We start from the raw sequence: 5,972 nt of genomic DNA, 5'->3' as shown, positions 1-5,972 counted from the left end.
CAACAACTGACTCGCTGAAACATCCCAAGCCAGCCAGGAAGTAGAACAAGTGGAACAAGGGGAATGCCAAGCCAGCCCGCGGTAGAACGACCAGAACGACAGAAAGATTACCCGACAGAAAAATGAGCGATGGCGACCGCCGATCTAAAATCGAAAACCCAAATCACCCATACCCCCCTAGATTTATGGTTGCGGCGCGAAAATGAGCCGCCCCAGGACGTCGGCGCAAAGCCCAGCAGGCCAAGGGGTTGCAGGCAGGGCAAACCGAACGCGGGTTTTGTTTTTGACAACGCTAATTGTTTTTCCGCAAGGGTAATTCGCCGGCGGAAAGTCCGCCGGACCGGCGGCCGTTCGGCCGCTGAAAAACAGGCCGTCGGGCGAAGAGGAGAGCACGAGAGCGGCGGTCCGCCGCAGCTCGTGACGGGTTGGGCAGCGCGACGCTCAAGCGTCGCCGCGGATCTTTGACAACTTATTGAGGACGCCCTACAACGACCGCCGCACCAGCGGGGCCAAAAGCCGCAAGGGCTGCATGCCGAGAACACGGCCCAAGGGCGCGCCGGGCTGCCGCGAGCCGTCGGCTACGGCCCGCCCGTCCGGCCCAAACAGATACGAACGCGACCCATGTTCGGCAATCGAGTCGAGCAGCCAGGCGGCCACGTTGGCGTCGCGGACGATCACGCCCGTCTCGGTGTTGAGCGACTGCGAACGCGGGTCGAAGTTGTAGGAGCCGACGAAAGCGGCCGTGCCGTCGACCGCGGCCGACTTGGCGTGCAGATGATTCGGACCGGCCAGCTCCCAGATTTCGACTCCTCGCTCCAGCAGCCAGTGCTTTTGATTGTGGAACTCGGCGGTCACCGTCGTGTGATCGGTGCTCGCCAAGGAATTGGTCAAGACCGTCACGCGGACGCCACGCGCGGCGGCGGCGGCCAACACTTGCTTCTGCTCGGCCGACATCACGAAGTACGGCGTTTCCAACACGATGCTGCCGCGGGCACTGGCGAGCAACTGCAGCAGTTGCTGGCTGATGCCGCAAGGATGCCCCTTACGGCCGCAGGGATCGTAGACGAACGTCACACAAGTCGCCGGACGCGCGCAGTCCGCCGCAGAGACCGCCGCGCAGTCGACCGGCTGACCACAAATCGTCAAACCGCAGCCCGACGCCAGCCACTCTTGGGGGCAGACGCTGCCGCGGGTGACCGGCGATGTTTCGCCGGTCAACTCGCTACGTTGCTGCCGGGCACGTTGGGCCACGGTTGGACGAAAGTCGGTCGGGCGCACTTCATCGCAGAGCCACAGACACTCGAAGTAGCGACGGGCCTGCCGGGCGACTTCGCCCTCAAGATAGGCGTCGCGGTCGACGTAGTTGAGCCGCGCCAGACCGAAATGCGACTCGCGCATGTTGCGGCCGCCAACGACCAGGCGCCGACCGTCGACGATCAGCGTTTTGTCGTGCATCCGTCGGTTGTACCATGAGGGGTGTCCGGTGAAGTGGGGATGGAACTCTTTGATGTGGATGCCGCAGGCGACCAGGTGCCGCTGCACTTGGGCCGGCACGTCGTTGTGAGCGGCATCGACCACCAGCCGCACGCGCGCTCCGCGCAGGGCCGCGTCTTTCAGCAATGAAACGAACCAGGCGCCGATGCGGTCGTCGCCGATCCAGTAATACGACGTGTCGATGGACGTGGTCGCCGAACGGATCAACTCGGCGCGGACTTGCGCCGCTTCCAGGTCGGTGTGCAGCAAGCGGAAGGTGTTTTCTTGCGCTCGGACCGTGGCCGCGCAGGAAATCGCCAGGAGCAAACCACCGATCGCTCGACGAACAAACCGCATTCAAGATACTCGCCGCAGGCTGTTTTGACCGGGGCATCGCTTAGGCTCTGCCCCAGCCACCGCGAACGCCGCACTTCCGACCGCGCGACATGGAGGAGTCGTCCGCTCTCGTGGTTGTTTCGGCTTTCGCGGCAAGGCCACCCAGCGCCGCGGCTGAGTGCCGGAAGAACCGGTTTGTTCCCATCAGGCCGCAGAAGTGCGGTGTACCGCAAAGTCGTCACAGCGGCACGACAACTGCACGTCCGTTGTAGGGTCAACTGATTCAAGGAGTAGAGCCTCATGGAAAACGCTTCCACACTGGAACGTCCGATTCGTGTCGGCGTGTTTTCGACGATTCGGGCGGCCGATTGCGCCGTCGACAATCTCTTGAAGGCCGGATTCACACCCGACCAAATCTCGGTGATCTGTTCCGACCAAACCAAGGAAGAGCACTTTCACGCATTCGAACACGAAGAGCCTGCCGGCTCGCACACCGCATCGGCGGTGGCCGTGGGCGGCGCCATCGGCGCGGCCCTCGGCGGACTGACGGTGCTGGCCGGCGCAGTCACGACCGCGGGTCTGGGCCTGCTGGCCGCGGGCGGGTTGGCGGCCTGGGCCGGCGGCGTCGTCGGCGGTCTGATGGGCGCCATGATGACACGCGGCGTCGAGCGAGAACTGGCCGATTATTACGATCAGGCCGTCAGTGCGGGCAAGATCCTCGTCGCCGCCGAAGATCATACTGAAGCCCAGCGGCAGCGACTCGCGCGTGCGGAACAAATCCTATGCGAATGCGGCGCCGAGCCGATCTCGCTGCCGGAAGGTTAGCGCCTGGCACGACAAGTGCAAATCGTTACGTCGCGTGAGTTGGTGGCCGGGCAGGGCCGCCCTACTCGGAAAACAAACTGCAACCGTTGAGGAGAGAGCCATGTTGTACTGGGCATTGGTATTCCTGATCGTCGCTTTGGTGGCCGGTTTCATGGGCTTCGTGGGCATCGCCGGCACCGCTTACGGCATCGCGAAGATTCTGTTCTTTATTTTCCTGGTGCTGTTCATCGTCAGTCTGTTGGCGGGCGGGTTGCGACGGCCGCTGCCGTGACGCCGCCAATCTACCGCGTTAGACGGGCGCCTTCGCCCGCGGACCGAGAAGTCCGCGGGGGAAGGTCCGCGATTCCTCGCTACAAAGGCGTACCGAGCACGTCCAAGAATGCCCGCATCCACGCCGGGTGGGCGGGCCAGGCGGGGGCCGTCACCAGGTTGCCGTCGACATGAGCGCTGTCGAGGGCGGCGTTCGGCTCGGCCCAGGAGCCGCCGCAGGCCAACACGTCGGGCTTGATCGCGGGATAAGCGGTGCAGGTGCGGCCTTTCAACACGCCGGCCGCCGCCAGAAGTTGGGCCGCGTGGCAAATCGCCGCGATCGGCTTTCGGGCGTTGGCGAAGTGACGCACGATTTCGATCACCCGCGGATTGAGTCGCAGGTATTCGGGTGCGCGTCCACCGGGCAAGACCAAACCATCGTAGCTTTCCGGCTTCACCGCGGCGAAGTCGGCGTTCAAACGAAAGTTGTGGCCGCGCTTCTCGCTATAGGTCTGGTCGCCTTCGAAGTCATGTATGGCCGTGGGCACCAGGTCGCCGGCTTTCTTGCCGGGGCATACCGCGTCGACCTGATGGCCGACGAGCAGCAACATCTGATACGGCACCATGATTTCATAATCTTCGACGAAGTCGCCCGCGAGCAGCAGGATTCGTTTGGTTCGATTGGGCATCGCTGGACCAGTTCCCGTCAGGAATCAAGGAGTTGCCGACTGGCGGTAACGGCTTCCAGCCGTTGTCGATCGAGATCGTCGAGCATTTCGCGGAGTTTTTCGGGGTTCTCGCGCTCGCGAAACATCAGCTCTGTGACTTGCTGCGAGGCTTCATTCCAGCGCAGCCACATCTGCAGAACTTCCCGGCAACGCGCTTCCAGGCTCGTGGTCGATTCCGAATCCGTCATCGGTTACACTCGTGTCACCCCCCCGTTGCCGAATTCTATGGGCCGGACCCGGCGAACACAATGCTGAACACGCCGACTTAGGTTGTCGGTCGGTGATTCAAGTGTGGCCTAGAGCGACGCCACCACGATGGCGCTGACGGTCAAGAAGAACGCGCCGCAAAAGAAGACGCCCACCCGCATCAGCCAGTTGGGACGCAAACCGGGAGGCAGCAGCGTCAGGTTGGCATACAGCGTGTGCCAACTGGCGATGCCCAGCGAGACGTTCATCAATACGCCCGCCGCTTTCAGAATCTGCAGCGGGTCGAACATCGTCATGGCCGCCAGCCCCCATACACCATATAACGCCAGAATGGAATAATAGACGTATTTGACCCGGTCTTCGCGCATCCGCCTGGCCCACGAACTCGATGTCCAAATGATGTCGGTCCAGCGCCGGGCCAACTGATCGCCCGACACAATCTGCCCCGGCGCCAGAATCAAAAAGCCGACGGACAGCGTCAGCGGCCACAGGAGGTGCCGGTACGAGGGATAACGGTCGGCCATGCCTTCGGCCACCATCGCCGCCACGCGGTCGCCGCTCACCGGAGCATGGCGGATGAATTCCAGCGACAACATGCAGGGCAACGCCATGCCGATGAACGAGGCCAGCATCCAGATGGCAAGCTGGTCGCGCAGGATATGACGGAACCAGCCGCGCCACCGCCGCAAGCTCTGTTCGCCGAGCTGAAACACCATGCCCACGTGCGAGAGCGTAATCTGCCGGCCGCCGATGGCGCTGGGAATGGCCCCCACGTGGGCGCCCATGCCCCAACCTTTGTCGCGGGTGTAGTTGGAAAAGAGCGTGTTCGTCATTCCGCCCGCCCCGGCGATGGCCGCCAACGTCGCGATCATCGCCCAATCGAGCGGCGGAAGTTGCCCGTGCCGGCGAACGTAAGACGCCAGCCCGACCCGTTCCAGACCTTGCTGCCGGATCAACTCCGCGAACTTGCCCGACCACGGTTGCGGCACGTCGTCGAGTCGCGAATACACGGTCGCCGTGGGATCCTCAACGACGAAGCGGGCCGGCTTCCAGGCGCGGTCGCCGCCGAGCGTGCCCTGCACGGACAACGTCGTCTGGCCTTGGCGGGTTTCCACATAAAAGCCGCCGAGGTGAACCAGTTCCACCGCTCGTTCGACCAGGGCCTCGCGAATCGGACGCAGCTCGTCGGGCAGTTCGTCCCCCAGCTTATACACCGTTCGCCGGCCGTCGCGCTCGACGACGAATTCGGTCACCAGGGGCCGACCGTGCTCGATCGTTCCCTTCACGCGATAGCTCGTCGGGCCGTCGACGTTGCGGACGTTGAAGTGCCGGCCGCAGACGATGGTGTCTGCCCGGATCGGCACGTTGCCGAAGTCGATCAGGCCGACGCCGACTTCGCGCATGCTCTGCGGCGAGACGGTGAGCGCCACCGCGAAGATCAAATAGCCGAGCACGATCACAAGCTTGATGGCCATCACGCGCTCCAGCATGCGGTAGATCGTGCCGCCGAAGATGAGCGGCAGAAAGGCCGAGAGAAAAATCAGGTAGCCGAACGCCTTGACCAACTGGTCTTCGCTCAGCGTGATGCCCACCAGCGACGTGCTTCCGCTGCCGGGCAAGTGTCCCAGCATGGCGGCGGCCAGCGGCACGGCGGCGTTCGAGGCGTTGAAGGGCCAGACGGCGGCGAAATCGAGCAGCAGATACAGGAAGGTCCACAGGCGGGGACCGGGAAAGGTGCGAAAAAAGCCGACCACGATCGGCTCGCCGCAGTAGAGCGTATAGCGCATCATCTCCAGGTTGCAGAACACCTGGGCCACGATGCTGAGCGTGGCCACCCACAGCAGCGTGCCGCCGTATTGAGCGCTGACGGCCGGGCCGGAAAGCCATTCGCCCGACCCGACCGACGCCCCCGCCAACAGCACTCCGGGGCCGAGCATCGCCTTCCAGGTCTGCCAGCCGCCGGGCGGAGGCGGAGCGAGCTCGCCCGTCTGCCACGGGGCGAGCATGCCGCAGTGACCTGCTTCGGATGCAGCCGGTAATGGTGTCTTGCTCGTCACGATGTGGCTTTAACAAGGGTGTAGGGTGGGACCAGCGAGCTTGCGAGCGCCGGCCCACCGTCGAAGGGTTCAGGGTTCAGGGTTCAGGGTTCAGGGT

6 protein-coding genes are annotated in these 5,972 nt (G+C 63.7%); 2 read left to right on the top strand and 4 right to left on the bottom strand.

Features of this window, described 5'->3' with window-relative positions:
* Positions 1-483 precede the first annotated feature (483 nt).
* The gene (locus tag VNH11_19740) at positions 484-1,830 is read right to left on the bottom strand and encodes a phosphatidylserine/phosphatidylglycerophosphate/cardiolipin synthase family protein (protein HVA48608.1); all 1,347 of its coding nucleotides are present in this window, start codon (positions 1,828-1,830) and stop codon (positions 484-486) included.
* A gap of 279 nt (positions 1,831-2,109) precedes the next feature.
* On the opposite strand from VNH11_19740, the gene VNH11_19735 reads away from it, so the two are divergent.
* Positions 2,110-2,634, top strand: a complete 525-nt coding sequence (locus VNH11_19735; GenBank protein HVA48607.1) for a hypothetical protein — start codon at positions 2,110-2,112, stop codon at positions 2,632-2,634.
* A gap of 100 nt (positions 2,635-2,734) precedes the next feature.
* Entirely contained in the window at positions 2,735-2,905 is a 171-nt protein-coding gene (locus tag VNH11_19730; GenBank protein HVA48606.1) for a DUF1328 domain-containing protein, read from the top strand.
* Positions 2,906-2,984: 79 nt separating this feature from the next.
* On the opposite strand, the gene VNH11_19725 is transcribed toward VNH11_19730, so the two are convergent.
* The 3 genes from VNH11_19725 to VNH11_19715 all read right to left on the bottom strand — a co-directional run bounded on the left by VNH11_19725 (position 2,985) and on the right by VNH11_19715 (position 5,824).
* Positions 2,985-3,572: a DJ-1/PfpI family protein gene (locus VNH11_19725; protein HVA48605.1), complete on the bottom strand. Its 588-nt coding sequence runs from the start codon at positions 3,570-3,572 to the stop codon at positions 2,985-2,987.
* Between the two features lie 17 nt (positions 3,573-3,589).
* Entirely contained in the window at positions 3,590-3,799 is a 210-nt protein-coding gene (locus VNH11_19720; protein ID HVA48604.1) for a hypothetical protein, read from the bottom strand.
* Between the two features lie 108 nt (positions 3,800-3,907).
* On the bottom strand, positions 3,908-5,824 hold the full coding sequence (locus VNH11_19715; protein HVA48603.1) for an Nramp family divalent metal transporter: 1,917 nt from the start codon (positions 5,822-5,824) through the stop codon (positions 3,908-3,910).
* Positions 5,825-5,972 lie beyond the last annotated feature (148 nt).

It is taken from the genome of Pirellulales bacterium (assembly GCA_035533075.1).
Lineage (GTDB): Bacteria > Planctomycetota > Planctomycetia > Pirellulales > JAICIG01 > DASSFG01.
Note: the sequence above shows the minus strand (reverse complement) of the source record. Positions and strands in the feature narration are given on the sequence as shown.

What these genes read in the sequence shown, in the direction of transcription:
- VNH11_19740 (HVA48608.1), bottom strand. Translation starts at nt 1,830, where the DNA reads ATGCGGTTTGTTCGTCGAGCGATCGGTGGTTTGCTCCTGGCGATTTCC.
- VNH11_19735 (HVA48607.1), top strand. Translation starts at nt 2,110, where the DNA reads ATGGAAAACGCTTCCACACTGGAACGTCCGATTCGTGTCGGCGTGTTT.
- VNH11_19730 (HVA48606.1), top strand. Translation starts at nt 2,735, where the DNA reads ATGTTGTACTGGGCATTGGTATTCCTGATCGTCGCTTTGGTGGCCGGT.
- VNH11_19725 (HVA48605.1), bottom strand. Translation starts at nt 3,572, where the DNA reads ATGCCCAATCGAACCAAACGAATCCTGCTGCTCGCGGGCGACTTCGTC.
- VNH11_19720 (HVA48604.1), bottom strand. Translation starts at nt 3,799, where the DNA reads ATGACGGATTCGGAATCGACCACGAGCCTGGAAGCGCGTTGCCGGGAA.
- VNH11_19715 (HVA48603.1), bottom strand. Translation starts at nt 5,824, where the DNA reads ATGCTCGCCCCGTGGCAGACGGGCGAGCTCGCTCCGCCTCCGCCCGGC.